The following is a 15,908-nucleotide window of genomic DNA, read 5'->3' on the forward strand; positions in this document are numbered from 1 at the left end:
GGGCTGCCCGCCTTCAAACGCCATGCGGCGCGGCCACGTCGAATAGGGCGAAACCCGTATTATCCCTCAACCCGGCGCTTTCCCCGACCCGGCCGAATGGCCAACGGGTTGCGGTAGCGCAAATCGTTCGTCAACTTGCTGTCGATTCCCTCTGCGCGAGCGTCCGTTCGCGTGCTCGGCCAACGTAGAAGCGCCTGTGCACGCGGCTTGCCTATTTGCGTCCTAAGCCGATCGGCTAACGCGCTGCTTTGGCCTGAAAACTCCGGAAGGGTGGAGTTACAATGTCGCCCATGTCAGATCCCCGCTTCGTTCATCTCCGCGTTCACTCCGAATTCTCGATTGCCGACGGCATCGTGCGTCTTGACGACATCGTCAAGGCCGCGGCCAAAGACGGCCAGGGCGCGCTCGCCCTCACCGATCTCGGCAACGCATTCGGCCTCGTCCGTTTCTACAAGGAAGCCCGCGGCAAAGGGGTCAAACCCATTGCCGGCTGCGACGTCTGGATCACCAATCCGGACGACCGCGACAAGCCTTCCCGTTTGCTGCTGCTCGTCAAAGACCGGCGCGGCTATCTGAATCTGTGCGAACTGCTCAGCAAGGCATCGCTCACCAATCAGTACCGCGGTCGCGCGGAGGTCGAAGCCGGCTGGCTCGAATCCGGTCTCGGCGAAGGCTTGCTCGCATTGTCAGGCGCGCAACAGGGCGACGTCGGCCTCGCGCTCGCGGCGGGTAATGAGGAGGCGGCCAAACGCAACGCGTTGCATTGGGCGAAGGTCTTTCCGGGCGGCTTTTATATCGAGTTGCAGCGTAGCGGTCAGCCTGGCGGCGAGCAGTATGTGCAGCAGGCGGTCGCGCTCGCGGCGTCGCTGAAATTGCCGGTGGTCGCCACGCACCCCATGCAGTTCATGACGCCGGACGACTTCACCGCGCACGAAGCGCGCGTGTGCATTTCCGAAGGCGACATTCTGGCGAATCCGCGCCGCTCCAAGCGCTTTACGTCCGAGCAGTATTTCCGCACTCAGGAAGAGATGGCGGCGCTATTCGCGGACATTCCGTCGGCGCTCGCCAACTCGGTTGAAATCGCCAAGCGTTGCAACCTCACGCTCGAACTCGGCAAGCCGAAGCTGCCGCTGTTCCCCACGCCCGACGGCATGTCGCTCGACGACTACCTCGTGCAGCTGTCGAAAGAGGGTCTCGAAAAGCGTCTCGAACAGTTGTACCCAGACGCGGCCGAGCGCGAAGCGCAACGCGAAACGTATTACGCGCGCCTCGAATTCGAGTGCGGCACGATCATCAAGATGGGCTTTCCCGGCTACTTCCTGATCGTGGCGGACTTCATCAACTGGGCGAAGAACAACGGCGTGCCGGTCGGTCCGGGCCGGGGCTCGGGCGCGGGTTCGCTGGTCGCGTACGCGCTCGGCGTGACCGACCTCGATCCGCTGCGCTACAACCTGCTGTTCGAGCGTTTCCTGAATCCGGAGCGGGTGTCCATGCCCGACTTCGACATCGACTTCTGCCAGCACGGCCGCGATCGCGTGATCCAGTACGTGAAGGAAAAGTACGGTGCGGACGCCGTGTCGCAGATCGCCACCTTCGGCACGATGGCGGCGAAGGCGGCGGTGCGCGACATCGGGCGGGTGCTCGACCTCGGCTATATGTTCACGGACGGCATCGCCAAGCTGATTCCGTTCAAGCCGGGCAAGCACGTCACCATCGCGGACGCGATGAAAGAAGAGCCGCTCCTGCAGGAGCGTTTCGACAACGAAGACGAAGTGCATCAGCTGCTCGAACTCGCGCAGCGTGTAGAAGGGCTGACGCGTAACGTCGGCATGCACGCGGGCGGCGTGCTGATCGCGCCCGGCAAGCTGACCGATTTCTGCCCGCTGTATACGCAGGGCGATGAAAGCGGTGTCGTGAGCCAGTACGACAAGGACGACGTCGAAGCCGTCGGCCTCGTGAAGTTCGACTTTTTGGGTCTGACCACGCTGACGATTCTCGATTGGGCCGAGCGCTATATTCGCCGCCTCGATCCGTCCAAGCAGGACTGGTCGCTCGGGCAGGTGCCGCTCGACGATCCGGCGTCGTTCTCGATCCTGAAGAAAGCGAATACGGTCGCCGTGTTCCAGCTGGAAAGCCGCGGCATGCAAGGCATGCTGAAAGACGCGCAGCCTGACCGCTTCGAGGACATCATCGCGCTGGTCGCGCTGTACCGTCCGGGCCCGATGGACCTGATCCCGAGCTTCTGCGCGCGTAAGCACGGCCGAGAAGTGGTGGAGTATCCGGATCCGCGTGTCGAATCTGTTCTGAAAGAGACCTACGGCATCATGGTCTACCAGGAGCAGGTCATGCAGATGGCGCAGATCATCGGCGGCTATTCGCTGGGCGGCGCCGACTTGCTGCGTCGCGCGATGGGTAAGAAGAAGGCCGAGGAAATGGCCGAGCATCGCGAGCTGTTCCGCCAGGGCGCCGCGAAGAACGGTCTGACCGCCGAGAAAGCGGACGAAATCTTCGACTTGATGGAGAAGTTCGCGGGCTACGGCTTCAACAAGTCGCACGCGGCCGCGTATGCGCTGCTCGCGTACTACACCGCGTGGCTGAAGGCGCACCATCCGGCGGAATTCATGGCGGCGAATATGTCGCTCGCCATGGACGACACGGATAAGGTCAAGATCCTGTTCGAAGACTGCCTCGCGAACAAGATGGCGGTGCTGCCGCCGGACGTGAATCTGTCCGCGTACCGCTTCGAGCCGGTTGCCGAGCCTGACGGCAAGCGTTCGAAAACGATCCGCTACGGCCTCGGCGCCATCAAGGGCAGCGGCCAGAACGCGATCGAAGAAATCCTGCGCGCGCGTGAAGAAGGTCCGTTCATCGATATCTTCGATTTCTGCAACCGGGTCGATCGCCGCATCGTCAATCGTCGTACCGTCGAAGCTTTGATCCGTGCCGGCGCCTTCGACACCTTGCATGCAAATCGCGCGCAACTGATCGCGTCGGTCTCGCTCGCCATGGAAGCCGCCGAGCAGGCGAGCGCCAACGCGTTGCAGGCGGGTCTGTTCGACATGGGCGACGCGCCCTCGCAAGGACATGAACTAGTCGACGAACCGGAGTGGCCAGAAAAGAAAAAGCTGCAGGAAGAGAAGGCCGCGCTCGGCTTCTATCTGTCGGGCCATCTGTTCGACGCCTACAAGAACGAAGTGCGCCGCTTCGTGCGCCAGAAGATCGGCGAACTGAAGGAAGGGCGCGACAAGCTGGTCGCCGGCGTGATCGCATCGTTGCGCACGCAGATGACCCAGCGCGGCAAGATGCTGATCGCGCTGCTCGACGACGGCACCGGCCAATGCGAAGTCACGGTGTTCAACGAGACATTCGAAGCTTACAAGCAGCTGTTCAAGGAAGACGAACTGCTGGTCGTGCAGGGCCAGGCGCGTAACGACGCGTTCACGGGCGGCATCCGCTTCACCGTCGACACGGTCATGGACCTCGGTCGCGCGCGCTGCCGTTACGCGGAAGCGGTCAAGGTGCAGATGAACGGCAACGCCGACGCGCTGGCGTTGCGTCGCGTGCTCGAAGCGCACAGCGCGGGCAAGGACGAGCCGCAAGCGGTCGCGGCGCCGGCGGCTTCATCGCGAGGTGGAAATGGCGGTGGCAACGGCGGCGGCCGTAATGGCGGCGGTTACGGCGGAGGCGGCCAGCGTCAGGCGGTACAGATCCCGAACGGGCTTGCCGTGCAGGTGGTCTATCGCAGCCAGAATGCGGAAGGCGAAATGCGTCTGGGCGACGCATGGCGCGTGAAGCCGACCGACGAACTGCTCGCAGCGTTGCGCGGCGAGTTCGCGGGAAGTTCGATCGAGATTGTCTATTGATGCGTGATTCTGCCTGTGCAACTAGCGTGGGCAGAACCCGCTGTGAACCGCGACGGCGAATTTTTGCGGCGCGAGGCATGAGCGAATGCCGCCGCGCCAGTCCGCTGCTTGGCACCGCGTACCGCATGCCATGAAGCCTACCGCCGCGCCTTCTCCCCCAAACGCGCCAGCTTCAAAAACCGGTAATACACCGTCTCCGCATTGAACACCGCGATCATGAAACCGGCGCGGCCGTCCAGGAAACCACGCCGCAGCAGGTAAGTCCGCACGAACGCCCACGCTCCGCGCCCGAGCGCCTTGCCGAAGCTGCCGCGCTGACCCGCCGCATGACGTTGCCGGGCGCCCGCGGTCGAATACGCGTCGAGCTTGCGCAACACGCCTTCGAAGTCCTCGTAGGAGTAATGCATCAGCTTGCCGTTGAGTCGCTGCGCCGGCGTGTCGAACATCAGCCGCTCATGCACCAGGTCGTCGGAGAAACGCGCGGCGCCGCGTTTGAAGAGGCGCGGAATCCAGTCCGGATACCAGCCGCTGTGATGAATCCAGTGGCCGCAAAAACTCGACAAACGGTCTACCGCGTAGACATCGGCAGTGGGGGCCAACAGCGCCGCGCGAATCGCCGACGCCAGTTCCGGCGAGACGATTTCATCGGCGTCGATCGAGAGAATCCAGCTCGTGCTGAGCGCGTCGACCGCGCGATTCTTTTGCGGGCCGAAGCCCGGCCAATCGGTCTGTTCAATCACGCGAGCGCCGTGCGCGCGGGCGATCTCCGCGGTGCCGTCGGTGCTGCCGCCGTCGATCAGGACGATCTGATCGGCAAAGGACACGGCTTGCAGGCATTCAGCCAGCCGCGCCGCCGCGTTTTTGGTGATGATGGCGACGCCGAGGGTGGTTTCTTGCATACGTGAGTAGCGTGAGGGCGGAGTGACGGAGCGAAGCGCGCAGGCAAGCCGCGCGAAACGAGTCGCACCGGGAGTATACACAGCCGGCTTCTAACCGCCGACGCTCACCCCCAAGCGTTTACAATGCTCCTTTTCGATATTCCGCCCGGCCGGCATTCCGTCCGCCGCGCGGCAGCCGTTCCGCCTTCTCAGAGGATTCCTTGAGCGCGAAGCCAACGTTAAGCAAACCCATCGGTTCAGGCGAGGCGTCGTCGGCCGCCGTCGTCTTTAAACGGCTCTGGCCGTATATCCAGCCGCTGATCTGGGTTCTCCTCGGCGCAATCGTCGCGATGGCCGTCAGCGCCGCGACCGACGCGGCGATCCCCGCCTTGCTCAAGCCTCTGCTGGACAAGGGCTTCGGCGCGCACGCCAACGACAAGACCAAGTGGTTCGTGCCGGCCGCGGTGATTGGGCTCGCCCTGGTTCGCAGCCTGTCGCAATACGCGTCCGGCTATCTGCTCGCCTACGTGACCAACAAGATCCTGCTCGACCTGCGCCTGAAGATGTTCAGCCGCATGATTCACACGAGCGTCGCGTTCTTCCAGCGCGAAACCGCGAGTACGGTGATCAATGCGATCGTCTTCGAGGTGAACCAGATTCTCAACGTGCTGCTAAGCGTGCTGGTCACGCTGGTGCGCGATTCGCTCACCGTGGTCTTCCTGCTCGGCTATCTGTTCTATCTGAACTGGCGCCTGACGCTGATCGTCGCGGTGCTGCTGCCGGCCATCGGCTGGCTTGTCGGCAAGATCAACCGCCGCTTGCGCCGCCTGAACCGCGAGCATCAGCTGCTGACCAATGAGCTTTCGTACATCGTCGAAGAATCCGTGGGCGGCTATAAGGTCGTCAAGGTGCACAACGGCGAGCAGTACGAGATGGACCGCTTCGAGTCGATGAGCAAGCGTCTGCGCGGCTACGCCATGCGCATGACGGTGTCCGGCGGCCTCGCGCAGCCGTTGACGCAGTTCCTCGCGTCGATCGCGCTCGCCGTCGTGATTACGATCGCGGTGGTGCAGTCGTCGTCGGATCAGACTACGGTGGGCGGCTTCGTCGCCTTTGTCACGTCGATGCTGCTGATCATCTCGCCGCTCAAGCACTTGATGGACGTGAACCAGCCGCTGCAACGCGGCATGACGGCGTGCGAACTGATCTTCGGTCTGATCGACGAGCCGTCCGAGCCGGCAGGCGGCGGCAAGCCGCTCGAGCGCGCGCGCGGCGAAGTGGAATTCCGCGGCGTCTCGTTCAACTACAGCGCCAACGCCACGCACAACCGCCACACGCTCGACCAGGTGTCGTTCAAGGTGGCACCGGGCGAAATGGTCGCGCTCGCGGGCCCGTCAGGCAGCGGCAAGACCACGCTGGTGAATCTGCTGCCGCGCTTTTTCGATCCGACCGCCGGTGAGATTCTGGTCGACGGCGTGGCGATCCCCGAATACGACCTTCACGCGCTGCGCAGCCAGATCGCGATGGTGAGCCAGGACGTGGTGCTGTTCAACGACACCGTCGCCAATAACGTCGCCTACGGCCAGACCGCGGATCCCGACAAGGTCAAGGCGGCGCTGCGCGCGGCCAACCTGTGGGACACCGTCGAGGCCATGCCGAAAGGCATCGACACACTGGTCGGCGACAACGGCTTGATGCTCTCGGGCGGCCAGCGGCAGCGTCTGGCGATCGCGCGCGCGATCTACAAGGACGCGCCGATCCTGATTCTCGACGAGGCGACCTCGGCGCTGGATTCAGAGTCAGAGCGCCACGTGCAGGCCGCGCTGGAAACCTTGATGAAGGGCCGCACGACACTCGTCATTGCGCACCGCCTGTCGACCATCGAGCGCGCCAACCGCATCCTCGTCATGGAGGCGGGGCGGATCGTCGAGAGCGGCAGCCATCGGGAATTGCTGGCGCAAGACGGGCTGTACGCGCATCTGCACCGCATCCAGTTCCAGCAGACCGCGGCCTGACGCGCGCGACACGTCGCTCCGCCCTTCGGTTTTCCATTCGCGCGGTCCGCCAGCCCGGACCGCGCCTGATTTCCCTCTTTAATATTTGACGAGGCGCAGGCGCGCGCTGTCTGAATGAAGAAACTTGGACTCTCCAGTAACGCCCTGCGGCACAGCGGCGGGCTCGAGCGCTACGCCATGGATCTGGTGCGTGGCTTCGCGGCACTCGGCGTCGAGCCGGCTTTCTTCGCGCGCCGTTTCGACGCGTCGTTGCCCGAATTCAAACTGGTCGAGCCGCACCGTATCAACGTCTCGTTCCTGCCGGGCAAGCTGCGCGATCGCTGGTTTTCGTGGCGCTTGCGCGCGGCGCGGCGCGCGGCGCAAGTCGATGTGCTGATTGGTTGCAACCGCGTCGATTCATCGGAGATGGCGATTTGCGGCGGCACGCATCTCGGCTTCTTACGGGCCACGGGCCGCGAGCGGAAGCGCTCGGACGATTGGCAGATTGCGCTGGAGCGCCGCCAGTACGAGCGCTCGAAGGTCGTGGTGGCGCATTCACAGTTGATGCACGACGAACTGCGCGAACTATACGGCGTCGACGAAGCGAAGATCCGCGTGTTGTATCCGCCCGTCGATGCCACACGCTTCGCGCCGACCGACGCCGCCACACGCGCCGCGTTGCGCCATAAATATGGTTTCGCCGACAACGAAATCGTCCTGCTGTTTCCGTCGAGCAGCCATGAGCGCAAGGGCTTGCCGCTCATCGAAGCCGCGCTGCGTGACACGTCGCTGCCCGTGGTGGTGGCCGTGGCCGGGCGGCCGCCCGCGCGCACATCCGAACGGCTGCGCTATATCGGCTATGTGAAAGAGCTCGCGGAGTGCTACCAGGCCGCGGACTTCACGATCCTCGCATCGACGTATGAGCCGTTCGGCCTGGTCGGCATCGAATCGGTGATGTGCGGCACGCCGGTTATTTTTCCGTCGAGCATCGGCTGCTGCGATGCGATCGCGCCGCACGCGAAGTTCGTTTTCGCGCCGGGCGAGGTCGCCGACCTGCGTGCCACCCTCGAGCGGGCGGTGCGCGCGCATCGAGACGGCACGCGTCGCACGCCGTCCGAACTTGCCCGCGACGCGGTGCTTTACGACGCAAGCGTGGCCGCTCACGCAAGCGCGCTGTTGACGCTGGCGCGGCAGATCGACGCCGCGCGCCAGGACCGCCGCAGCGTTGCCGTGTAAGGCGCGGGCGGCCCTGCTGGCGCGGTTTTGCGTCGTTCTGCGGCAGGGCCACATGTTATAATTTCATGCTATCAATGCTCGAACTCAATTCGAGCCGAACACCCCATTTATTTCATCGAGCTTTCCATGCCGGCCTGGACAGGCGGCGGGCGAGAGGTGCCGTGTCCGAGCGGCGCCAGCCCGTCGTGACTGGGCCGTCGCCGCTGCACTGGAGGCCTTCGGGAAGAATACCGCTGGAGATTGTGCATGGCGAACGCGACCTCGCGCCGGGTATCGGCGTACAGCAAGATCGCGGCGGGAACCCACGCGCCGATGAGCCTATGAGTCGGCTTGCCGGGCGTCTTCGTATTTTTGCGCGGGCCATTCCGCGACTGCTGATCAAGCCATTGCGCCGCGAGCCACGGCACCCGCGCCGTATCCTGATTGCGCATCATCTATTGCTGGGCGACACGCTGCTGCTCACGCCGTTGCTCGCCAAGCTGCGCGAGCAATACCCCCAGTCGCAGATCGTTCTTGCCTGTCCGAAGGCGATCGTGCCGCTGTACGCCGGCCGTCCTTTCGACGTCACGGCCTTGCCGTTCGATCCGCGTGATGTGAAGTCGGTGCGCGACGTTTTGCTTTCCGGACCTTACGATCTCGGCATGGTGCTCGGCGACAATCGTCACAGCTGGCTTGCGTTGGGCGCGGGCTGCCGCTGGATCGTTGGACACGCGGGCGATCGGCCGGCCTGGAAAAACTGGCCACTCAACCGCAGCGTGCCGTATCCCGATACGGCGGCGGCCTGGGCCGACCTCGCCACTGAACTGATCGACGGGCCGCCGCCGCGCGCTTATCGCCCGGCAGACTGGAACGCGCCGCAACACGCGGCGCTGCCCGAGCCGTCGCTGCTGACCAAGCCTTACGTCGTGCTGCATCCGGGCGCGAGCACGAGCGTCAAACGCTGGCCCAACGCGCGCTGGCGCGAGCTTGCGCAACGCGTGGAAGCACTCGGCTATCTGCCGGTATGGACCGGCGGTCCGGGCGAAGCGGAACTGATTCGCGCGATCGACCCGGACCCGCATCATCCGAATCTGGCGGCGCGGCTCGGTCTCGGCGAGTTATGGCATCTGTTTGCCGGCGCGCAAGCCGTGGTTTGTCCCGATACCGGCGTCGCGCACCTGGGGCGTCTGATTGGGGTGCCCACCCTCGCGCTGTTCGGGCCGGGCAACGCGCTGATTCACGGCGCGGGCCGCTATTGGCGCGAGGTGCCCTTCGTGCCGATTACGATCGCCGATATGCCGTGCCGCGATCAGCCTTTTATTTTCCGCCGGGAGGTAGCATGGGTGCGACGCTGTGATCGCAACGAGACGACCTGCGTCGCGTGGCGCGGCGACCATGCCGACTGTATGGGCCGGCTGTCGGTCGAGTCGGTATATAACGCATTGCAAAATGTTCTGGTGAAAGTGTAATGACTCACACGGCTGCGCGAGTGGAGCGCGTGTTCTGGGTTGCCTGTCCGGTCATTCTGTTCGTGGTGATGTTCGGCCACATGACGGCGATCGTCTTCAATGCGCTCGCCCTGATGGCGCTCGGCGTGGCGGCGGCGGCCTGGTCGCCGGAGCGGCCCTCGCTGTGGCACTGGCCGCTGGCGCTGCCCATCGTCGGCTGGGCCGGCTGGAGCCTCGCCTCGGTCGCGTGGTCCATGTATCCGTCGATCAGTCTGCACGCGTGGTGCGACGAAGTGCTCTATCCGCTGGTGTCGTTCTGGGCCTTCTGGCTATTCGGCACCCAGCTGCGGCGGCCCGAGCCCGTGGTGGCCGTCAACTGGATCGCCTGCGTGGCGGTCGCCGTGATCAGCGCGCTCAACTGGGGGCATTTGCAACCGCCCACCGCCAATACCTTCCCCATGCATTTCTATAACCGCGTCGGCCACACGAGCACGCTCGCGGTATTTTCCATGGCGCTGTTCGCGGGCTTCATGCTGCGGCCGCGTTGGCGCGTGATCGGCGCGAGCGGCATCGTGCTGTGTCTCTTCATCGGCCTCGCAACGCTCAACCGGTTCTTCTGGCCGGCGGCCGCCGCGACGCTGCTCGTCGCGCTGTTCCCGCTGTACCGGCGGCGCCTGCCGCTGGCGTTGCTGGTCATCGCCGTGGTGGGCGCGGCCGGCGTCGGCACGCTCGAGCTGAGTTCCCGTCTGCGCACGGCCGCTCTGCCCGCGCCCGCGGTGCAGCAGCCCCACGATCTGGCGATCGACGGTCATCAGGTCTATGTGCCGGGTTCGCTGTCCGCGATCGGCGACACGGTATCCGCCGACACGCGTCCGAAGCTGTGGGCGTTTTATATTCGCGAGGCCGAGCGCCATGCATGGGTCGGCGTGGGCTTCGGCAAGCCGCTGCCGGGTATCGTCTATCGCAGCGAAATGCCGGCCAGTTTGCTGGCGGTCGAACCGCAAGCGCTGACACATGCGCACAACCTGTTCATCAACACGTGGTTGCAGACGGGATTCGTCGGCGTGGTGCTGCAGACCGTGCTGTTGCTGTGCCTCGTCCTGCGTTTCTGGCGGCTGCGGCGAGTCAAGCCCTGGCTGTGCGCCGCGGGCGTTGCGCTGGTGGCCGGCATGATCGCGAAAAATTCGACCGATGACTTCATGTGGCAGACCACCATGCTGGCATTCTGGGCTTTTGCGGGCCTGCTGCTAGGCTGCGCGGAACAGGCTCGCGCGCCCGGCGCGGCGTCGGCCGGGACTGCACGTGGGCAATCCACGGTGCCACGCAGTGAACAGCGGCGTGAAGCGCCAACGGCCGAGTTGGGCGAATAACCAGGATGACGAACGTGAACCCCCACTCTGTTGAAGCCGACCGCACCCCGCTGCGCATCCTGTTTCATATCAACGATTTTGGCAAAGGCGGCACCGAAACCGCGTTGCTCTCGTGGCTGAAGACGCTCGATCGGCGCCAGTTCGCGCCGAGCCTGTCGGTGGCGTATCCGACCGACGATCTGACGTTCTGGCGCGCGCAGTCGATTCCCGAAGACGTTCCCGTCCACGTGCTCGCCTCGTCGAAATGGATGTACGCGCTGCATCAGGCGGCGCGCCGGCGCAAGCTGGGCACCGGCGAGAAGTTATTGCACAAGCTGTCGACCTACGGCGCGATCCGGCCGCTGCTGGCGCTGCGTATGCGGCATCTCGTCAAGCAACACGATCTGGTCTGCGATTTCGACTTTTCGCTGCGTCATATGGCGGGCAGTTGCAACGTGCCCTGGTTCGGCGTGAACCATTTCAGCCTCGCGGCACGGCTCGGCAGCAAGAGCGCGCGGTACATCGCGCGGCGCGTGAGGCATTACGCGCGTTACTCGGCAATCACGGTGCTGATCCCCGCCATGCTGCACGAGGCGCGCGAACTCTTTGCGACAACCGGCGTGGAGATGGACATCGTCGAGTTGCCGAATGTGATCGACGTCGACGCGCTGCGCTCCGCGGCGCGCGCGGAGATCAAGCGTCCGGCGGAGTCATTCATCGTTTCCGTGGCGCGTCTGGACGAAGGTCAGAAGGACCACAAGACCTTGTTGCGCGCGTACGCCCAGTTACGCGAGCGCGGCCGCTGCGAGGCGGCGCTCGTCCTGATTGGCGACGGGCGCGACCGAGGCGAACTCGAGCAACTCGCCGACCAACTGGGGATCGGTGCATCGGTGCAGTTTCTCGGCTTCTGCGCCAATCCGCTGCCTTATATCCGGCAGGCGGAAATGCTCGTTCTGAGCAGCCGCTACGAGGGTTGCGCCGTGGTGCTCGGCGAGGCGATGGCGCTCGGCACGCCGGTGCTGTCGACGGATTGCCCCACCGGTCCGCGAGACATGCTGGAAGGCGGCAAGGCCGGCGTGCTGGTGCCGGTCGGCGACGTGGACGCCATGGCGCTCGCCATGGAACGCCTGCTGACGGACACCGAGCTGCGCCGCAGCGTCGCGCAGGCCGCGCTGCAAAAGGTCGAGACCTTCACGCCGCCGCGCGCCAATCAGCGGATGCTGGAACTGGCGCTGCGCCTGCTGGCGAAGCAGGGTTCGCCGTCGGGCGTGCTGGAAGCTCGCTGAAGCGCAAGCCCGAGGTTCATACGCCGCCAGTCACCAGCGGCAATACCGTCAGGTCTGGATGCGTGCCGTCCACGATGCTGCGGCCCACGTGCACCGCTTCATAGACGGCTTCGTCCTCGCCGGCAAAACTCTCCTCGCCGTCGGGGTGAAACGGCACCGCATGGCCGGGAATGGCCGGGTCGGCGCCCGGATGGCAAACGTAGCCGATATACGTGTAGCGCTGATTCGCCGCGCTCGGCGTGTGCCCTTCGCTCGGCGGGTTCTTCAGAAACGGCGCTACGTGAATCTCGAATCCCTCGTATTCCACCATCTGCCAGGCTGCGGTTTGATCGGCCATGGCCGCCTCCGTCTCGTCACGTGCTTGTCAAAAAGTCTAGGTGATTTCAACGTGAAGCGCGCTCAAAACGGCTCCGGCTAAACCACTACGGCTTGATGGCGCCGAGTTGCTTGAGCAGCGTCAGATTGTCTTCGAGGTGCCAGTTTTCGACGATGCGGCCGTCTTTCACGCGATACAGATCGAAGGCCTGGAAGTCGACGGTCTGGCCGTTGCCTTTGAGGTCCTGGAACTGCCCGGTGAAGTGACCGTAAAAATGCAGATGAACCGAGGCACGATCGCCGGCTACCACGAGGTCGTCGATCTCCGCGTGCAGGTCGGGCACCGCCGCGCGAAAACCCTTCGACGCCTGCAGCGGGCCGTCGGGACCTTGCGGGCGTCCATCCGGCAAGGTGCGGTCCACAAAGGCGGGCGACAGTGCGAGCTTCGCGCAGGCTTCGTCGCCGGTGTTCCAGAAGGCGGCGTAGCGGCTGGCGGTCCGCACGACTTCGGCGCTTTGCGCCGAGTTCGACGCGACGGCAACGTGGTGCGGCACGGGCAGGTCGGCGTCGCTTGCGGCGTGGGCGCTCAAGGCGCCGGCGAGGCTCGCGGCGACCAGCAGGTGACGGGTGATCCGGGAGAGAGAAGAGGCGAACATGGCGCGCTCCAGAGAAACAGTTGAAGTGGATGAAGCGCATTCTCCAGCGTAAGACCGCATTTGATAATCGGTCTGTCGCTTAAAGGATTTTCTGTTTTTATTTGAAAATGACCGCCGCGCCGGGAACGCCCGGGCGACGAAGTAACAGAGTCCTTCCAGCCGACCGCGCGACGTCTATCGTCAGATAGAATGGTGCGCTTTGCCCGTACACGACTCCGCCCATGTGGTTCAAAAACCTTCAGCTGCACCGTCTTCCCGCTCCGTGGTCCGTTACCCCAGAACAGATGCAGAAGTGGCTCGCGCCGCACGCGTTCGCGCCCGGCAATAGCGTCGAGATGCAAAGCCATGGCTGGGCGTCGCCACGCGATAACGACTCGCTGGTGTACGCGCTCAATGGCCAGATGCTGCTGGTGTTTCGCGCCGAAAAGAAACTGCTGCCGGCCTCGGTCGTCACGCAGGTGACCAAGGAGCGCGCGCTCGAACTCGAGGATCAGCAGGGCTTCAAACCCGGCCGCAAGCAGATGCGCGAACTCAAGGAACAGGTCACCGACGAACTGTTGCCGCGCGCTTTCAGCATTCGCCGCGACACGCGCGTGTGGATCGATTGCAAGAACGGCTGGCTCGTGATCGACGCCGCTTCGCAAGCGGTCGCCGATGAAGTGCGCGGCCTGCTGGTCAAGTCGATCGATCAATTGCCGCTCGGCACGGTGCGCGTCACGCACTCGCCGGTCGCGGCCATGACCGAATGGCTGCTGTCCGGCGAAGGCCCGGCTGGATTCACGCTCGACCAGGACACCGAGTTGCGCTCGCCCACCGAAGGCAACGCGACCGTGCGTTATGTCGGACATACTTTGGATGCCGAAGATATGCGCCGTCATATCGAAGCCGGCAAGCAATGCATGCGGCTCGCGATGACGTGGAACGATCGCGTGTCGTTCGTGCTGACGCCCTCGCTGACGATCAAGCGCATCGCGCCGCTCGACGTGCTGAAGGAAGCGAGCGATCCCACCGCGCAAAACGACGACGAGCGCTTCGACTCCGACGTCACGCTGATGACCGCCGAACTCGACCGCATGCTGAGCGATCTGCTCGATGCGTTGGGTGGCGAGCAGGGCGGCGAAGCCATGCCGCAGGCCAAGGCGGCGTAACAGCTTCTGGTTTTATGGTTCGTTGCAGGCCGGCGCGTTGAAGTCACTCCGCGCCGGCCTTTTTCATGGCCGAACGATCTTAAGCGAGAGCGCATCGGCATGAGCGGCTCAGAGAAACGCGAGAAAGGCGTGGCGAACCTACGTTGTCACCTGGCGGGTCACGCCCGGAGCCTCGCGCGCCCGCACCGCGAAACTGGTTAAGATGGCGATCAGCAGAACGTATCTGTCACGGAGGACTTGCAATGGTTCGTCTGGTCATGATTCTGTTGGGCGTCGATTATCTGCGCACGCGCTGGCGATCGTTGCGGATCGCCGGATGCATCAGTTTTCTGCTCGGTGTCTTCGTATTCATCGACGCGCTCGATAGCGCGCTCTATTTTCCCATCACCCCGTTCGTCTCGTTGCTGCTGCTCGAAGGCCTTGCCACGCTGGCCGTCGCCTGGACCGGCATGGGCGGGCAACGCACGCTGCGCTATGTGAAGGGCATCGCGTTCACCACCGCGGCGGCGCTGATTCTGATCGGCCACGAGCACGGCAATTTCATTCTTTCGATGATCTTCGGCACGCTCTTTTTCGCAGATGGCCTCTTGCAGATCGTCGCGGCGAAAGTGGTTCGCTTTCGCACGTGGCGGCTTGCGATGATCGGCGGCGCCGTCGAAATCGCGCTGGCGATCTTCTTCTATCAACCCTATCCGACGCACTACGTGGGTACGGTGCCGTACTGTGTCGGACTCGGCCTGATCTTTGGCGGATGGAACATGATCCTGCTGAGCGCGCGGGTGCGGCGACTCGCGTCGAACCCCGCGGTCGCCGCGGGCGATTCCGCGGCGGACGCCGGCATTGCCGCCGCGAGCGCGCTGGCCGCGAGCCGTTTGATTGCGCACGAGTGGGACGGCCCGCCCGCCGCCGACGAAGCCGCGTTGACCGTGCATGTGTGGACGCCGGTCGGCTCCGCCAAGGGCGAAGCGCGCCGGCAATTGATCGTGGACCGCTATATCGCGGCGGTGGATCGCAACGGCGTGATATCGACCGGCCATGCCGCGCTCGAATCGCCCGAGGGCATCTATATCAGCCTGTATCCGGGCGTCGAGATCGATCGTTCGCCGGACGATTTCGCGCGGCTTCTGCGTGCCACGCGCGAGAACGACGTGCCGGGGCTATTCCAGCCAGATTACCCGACCGAATCGAAAGCGTGGTGTCCGTCGACGGTGCAGGTGCGCATCCGCAACTACGATCCGGTTCGCCTGCGCCGCTTCTGGGACACATATCGACAGGACACGACCTACAACCTCACGCACCGCAACTGTTCGAGCAGCGTCTCTCGCGCATTGGAAGCGGCGATCGAAGGCGCCTCGTCGCGCGTGTGGGGCAATCTCGGCGGCTGGCGGCCGTTTCTGCGCGTGATCTCCACGCCGGAATTGTGGGTCGCCGCGCAAGTGCGCAAGCGCGCCGCGACGATGGCGTGGACACCCGGCCTCACGCTCGACTACGCGCGGGCGCTGAGCATGCTGGCCGACCCGCGGCCTTCGGGCTGGGTCAAGATGGCGCGGCTCGCGGTGCGCAGAATGGTTCGCTCGCGTCAGCAATGGCGTGAAGAGGCCCGTCACGCACACGTCGCCGACGACTCGGCGCGCGCGACCGTGCGCGAGTGACGCGCGTTCGCCGCGCGCTCTGCCCAACTTCCGTCGTGCGGTAAAAACAGCAGTCGCATCAACGCCTTGCAGTTTTTGCCGAATAGTTATGCACAGATTTGCGA

Annotated in this window: 11 protein-coding genes; 8 read left to right on the plus strand and 3 right to left on the minus strand. The window is 64.4% G+C overall.

Translation table 11 applies throughout. The features are described from left to right. Positions 1-281 precede the first annotated feature (281 nt). Positions 282-3,863: a DNA polymerase III subunit alpha gene (dnaE, locus tag PQR54_RS32190; protein ID WP_408252829.1), complete on the plus strand. Its 3,582-nt coding sequence runs from the start codon at positions 282-284 to the stop codon at positions 3,861-3,863. A 137-nt stretch (positions 3,864-4,000) separates the two neighbouring features. Here dnaE and PQR54_RS32195 read toward each other — a convergent pair whose 3' ends face one another. Continuing rightward, entirely contained in the window at positions 4,001-4,762 is a 762-nt protein-coding gene (locus PQR54_RS32195; RefSeq protein WP_408252831.1) for a glycosyltransferase family 2 protein, read from the minus strand. A gap of 200 nt (positions 4,763-4,962) precedes the next feature. On the opposite strand from PQR54_RS32195, the gene msbA reads away from it, so the two are divergent. The 5 genes from msbA to PQR54_RS32220 all read left to right on the plus strand — a co-directional run bounded on the left by msbA (position 4,963) and on the right by PQR54_RS32220 (position 12,033). Next, positions 4,963-6,756: a lipid A export permease/ATP-binding protein MsbA gene (gene msbA / locus PQR54_RS32200; RefSeq protein ID WP_408252833.1), complete on the plus strand. Its 1,794-nt coding sequence runs from the start codon at positions 4,963-4,965 to the stop codon at positions 6,754-6,756. A gap of 114 nt (positions 6,757-6,870) precedes the next feature. Beyond that, the gene (locus tag PQR54_RS32205; protein ID WP_408252835.1) at positions 6,871-7,971 is read left to right on the plus strand and encodes a glycosyltransferase family 4 protein; all 1,101 of its coding nucleotides are present in this window, start codon (positions 6,871-6,873) and stop codon (positions 7,969-7,971) included. 320 nt (positions 7,972-8,291) lie between these two features. After that, the gene (locus PQR54_RS32210) at positions 8,292-9,419 is read left to right on the plus strand and encodes a glycosyltransferase family 9 protein (RefSeq protein ID WP_408252837.1); all 1,128 of its coding nucleotides are present in this window, start codon (positions 8,292-8,294) and stop codon (positions 9,417-9,419) included. Continuing rightward, on the plus strand, positions 9,419-10,768 hold the full coding sequence (locus PQR54_RS32215) for an O-antigen ligase family protein (protein ID WP_408252839.1): 1,350 nt from the start codon (positions 9,419-9,421) through the stop codon (positions 10,766-10,768). Before PQR54_RS32210 ends, PQR54_RS32215 begins: the two co-directional genes overlap by 1 nt. 5 nt (positions 10,769-10,773) lie before the next feature. Beyond that, the gene (locus PQR54_RS32220; RefSeq protein WP_408252841.1) at positions 10,774-12,033 is read left to right on the plus strand and encodes a glycosyltransferase; all 1,260 of its coding nucleotides are present in this window, start codon (positions 10,774-10,776) and stop codon (positions 12,031-12,033) included. A gap of 16 nt (positions 12,034-12,049) precedes the next feature. On the opposite strand, the gene PQR54_RS32225 is transcribed toward PQR54_RS32220, so the two are convergent. Both PQR54_RS32225 and PQR54_RS32230 read right to left on the minus strand, forming a co-directional pair. Continuing rightward, the gene (locus PQR54_RS32225; protein WP_106280258.1) at positions 12,050-12,370 is read right to left on the minus strand and encodes a hypothetical protein; all 321 of its coding nucleotides are present in this window, start codon (positions 12,368-12,370) and stop codon (positions 12,050-12,052) included. 85 nt (positions 12,371-12,455) lie between these two features. Then, a complete protein-coding gene (locus tag PQR54_RS32230; protein ID WP_408252843.1) occupies positions 12,456-13,004 on the minus strand; it encodes an ester cyclase in 549 nt (182 codons plus the stop codon). A gap of 221 nt (positions 13,005-13,225) precedes the next feature. Between PQR54_RS32230 and PQR54_RS32235 the strand changes: the two genes are divergently transcribed. Continuing rightward, the gene (locus PQR54_RS32235) at positions 13,226-14,152 is read left to right on the plus strand and encodes a recombination-associated protein RdgC (protein ID WP_134456722.1); all 927 of its coding nucleotides are present in this window, start codon (positions 13,226-13,228) and stop codon (positions 14,150-14,152) included. A gap of 242 nt (positions 14,153-14,394) precedes the next feature. After that, complete coding sequence (locus PQR54_RS32240; RefSeq protein WP_408252845.1) at positions 14,395-15,804, plus strand: HdeD family acid-resistance protein; 1,410 nt, start codon at positions 14,395-14,397, stop codon at positions 15,802-15,804. The last annotated feature ends 104 nt before the right edge of the window (positions 15,805-15,908 follow it).

Origin of the sequence: Paraburkholderia phytofirmans (assembly GCF_046028095.1) — a bacterium.
GTDB classification, from domain to species: domain Bacteria; phylum Pseudomonadota; class Gammaproteobacteria; order Burkholderiales; family Burkholderiaceae; genus Paraburkholderia; species Paraburkholderia phytofirmans_A.

What these genes read in the sequence shown, in the direction of transcription:
- dnaE (WP_408252829.1), top strand. Translation starts at nt 282, where the DNA reads ATGTCGCCCATGTCAGATCCCCGCTTCGTTCATCTCCGCGTTCACTCC.
- PQR54_RS32195 (WP_408252831.1), bottom strand. Translation starts at nt 4,762, where the DNA reads ATGCAAGAAACCACCCTCGGCGTCGCCATCATCACCAAAAACGCGGCG.
- PQR54_RS32205 (WP_408252835.1), top strand. Translation starts at nt 6,871, where the DNA reads ATGAAGAAACTTGGACTCTCCAGTAACGCCCTGCGGCACAGCGGCGGG.
- PQR54_RS32210 (WP_408252837.1), top strand. Translation starts at nt 8,292, where the DNA reads ATGAGTCGGCTTGCCGGGCGTCTTCGTATTTTTGCGCGGGCCATTCCG.
- PQR54_RS32215 (WP_408252839.1), top strand. Translation starts at nt 9,419, where the DNA reads ATGACTCACACGGCTGCGCGAGTGGAGCGCGTGTTCTGGGTTGCCTGT.
- PQR54_RS32220 (WP_408252841.1), top strand. Translation starts at nt 10,774, where the DNA reads ATGACGAACGTGAACCCCCACTCTGTTGAAGCCGACCGCACCCCGCTG.
- PQR54_RS32225 (WP_106280258.1), bottom strand. Translation starts at nt 12,370, where the DNA reads ATGGCCGATCAAACCGCAGCCTGGCAGATGGTGGAATACGAGGGATTC.
- PQR54_RS32230 (WP_408252843.1), bottom strand. Translation starts at nt 13,004, where the DNA reads ATGTTCGCCTCTTCTCTCTCCCGGATCACCCGTCACCTGCTGGTCGCC.
- PQR54_RS32235 (WP_134456722.1), top strand. Translation starts at nt 13,226, where the DNA reads ATGTGGTTCAAAAACCTTCAGCTGCACCGTCTTCCCGCTCCGTGGTCC.
- PQR54_RS32240 (WP_408252845.1), top strand. Translation starts at nt 14,395, where the DNA reads ATGGTTCGTCTGGTCATGATTCTGTTGGGCGTCGATTATCTGCGCACG.